The 2,195-nt window shown below is 49.1% G+C and carries 1 protein-coding gene; it reads right to left on the reverse strand.

The window, feature by feature from the left end; genetic code table 11:
* Positions 1-2,195, reverse strand: a 2,195-nt coding sequence (locus tag PHU20_RS20075; protein ID WP_274827193.1) for a beta strand repeat-containing protein, incomplete at both ends; no start/stop codon positions are given.

The raw sequence follows: 2,195 nt of genomic DNA on the forward strand, positions 1-2,195 counted from the left end.
TTTGCAATGTCGGTGTCGTTGGAAGTTATTGCAGTTGTGTTGGCAGCGATATCGGAATCATTTGCGGCAATCTCACTAGCATTGGTTGCAATATTCGTGGCGTTTACGGCAATCCCTGAAATGTCCTGATCTCCGGTATTCACCCCAGAGGTGTTCGCGATGATATCCGCTTGTTCGGTAGTGATACCTGTTTTGGCGGTGTTGAGTGCAATGGCGTCGTTCTGCGTAAGTTGTTCCGCTTCCAAAGCGTCGATGTCCGAAGCATTGGTTGCGATGTCGGAATCGTTGGAAGTTATTGCAGCGGTGTTGGCAGCGATATCGGAATCATTTGCAGCAATCGCAGCAACATTGGTTGTAATATTGGTAACATTGACGGCAATCCCCGAAATATCCTGATCTCCGGTGTTGATTCCGGAAGTGTTGGCGATGATATCCGCCTGTTCGGTAGTGATCCCGGTTTTGGCCGTGTTGAGCGCAATGGCATCGTTCTGGGTAAGTTGTTCCGCTTCCAAAGCATCGATATCCGTGGAATTCACAGCTATGGCCGAAGCATTGGTAGCAATGTCGGTATCGTTGGAAGTTATCGCAGCGGTGTTGGCAGCAATGTCAGTTTCATTTGCAGTAATCCCACTTGTGTTGGCACTGATTCCAACAACATTGGTTGCAATATTGGTCGCATTGACTGCAATTCCTGAAATGTCCTGATCTCCCGTATTGATTCCGGAAGTGTTGGCGATGATATCCGCCTGTTCGGTAGTGATCCCGGTTTTGGCCGTGTTGAGCGCAATGGCATCGTTTTGTGTAAGTTGTTCCGCTTCCAAGGCGTCGATGTCCGTGGCATTCACAGTTATGGCTGAAGCATTGGTGGCGATGTCGGTATCGTTGGAAGTTATCGAAGTGGTATTCGCACTGATTCCAGCAACATTGGTCGCAATATTTGCAGCATTGACTGCTATTCCCGAAATATCCTGATCTCCGGTGTTGATCCCGGAAGTGTTCGCAATGATGGCCGCCTGTTCGGTAGTGATACCTGTTTTGGCGGTGTTGAGTGCAATGGCATCGTTTTGGGTAAGCTGCTCGGCTTCCAAAGCGTCGATGTCAGAGGCATTGACTGCAATCCCTGAAATGTCCTGGTCTCCCGTATTGACTCCGGAAGTATTGGCGATGATGTCCGCTTGTTCGGTAGTGATACCGGTTTTGGCGGTGTTCAAGGCGATGGCATCGTTTTGGGTAAGTTGTTCCGCTTCCAAAGCGTCGATGTCCGTGGCATTGTTTGCAATGTCGGTGTCGTTGGAAGTTATCGCAGCGGTGTTGGCAGCGATGTCGGAATCATTTGCTGCAATTTCAGTTGCATTGGTTGTAATATTGGTAGCATTGACAGCGATCCCTGAAATATCCTGATCTCCGGTGTTGATTCCGGAGGTGTTGGCGATGATGTCCGCCTGTTCGGTAGTGATGCCGGTCTTGGCGGTGTTGATTGCAATGGCATCGTTTTGGGTAATTTGTTCCGCTTCCAAAGCATCGATGTCAGAGACATTGACAGCTATGGCCGAATCATTTGCAGCAATCTCACTTGCATTCGCACTGATTCCAGCAACATTGGTTGCAATATTTGTGGCATTAACTGCTATTCCTGAAATGTCCTGGTCTCCGGTGTTGACCCCGGAAGTGTTGGCAATGATGGCCGCCTGTTCGGTGGTGATTCCGGTTTTGGCGGTGTTCAAGGCGATGGCATCGTTTTGGGTGATTTGTTCCGCTTCCAAATCATCGATGTCCGTTGCATTAGCTGCAATCCCCGAAATATCCTGATCTCCGGTGTTAATCCCGGAAGTGTTCGCAATGATGTCCGCTTGTTCGGTAGTGATTCCGGTCTTGGCCGTGTTGATTGCAATGGCATTGTTCTGTGTGATTTGTTCCGCTTCCAAGGCGTCGATGTCCGTAGCATTGGCAGTAATGTCCGAAGCATTGTTCGCGATATCGGAATCGTTGGAAGTTATCGCAGCGGTATTGGAAGCAATATCGGAATCATTTGCAGCAATCTCACTTGCATTGGCACTGATTCCAGCAACATTGGTTGTAATATTGGTCGCATTGACCGCTATCCCTGAAATGTCCTGATCTCCGGTGTTGATTCCGGAAGTATTGGCGATGATGTCCGCTTGTTCGGTGGTGATCCCGGTCTTAGCGGTGTTGAT

It is taken from the genome of Maribacter polysaccharolyticus, from assembly GCF_028882255.1.
Lineage (GTDB): Bacteria > Bacteroidota > Bacteroidia > Flavobacteriales > Flavobacteriaceae > Maribacter_A > Maribacter_A polysaccharolyticus.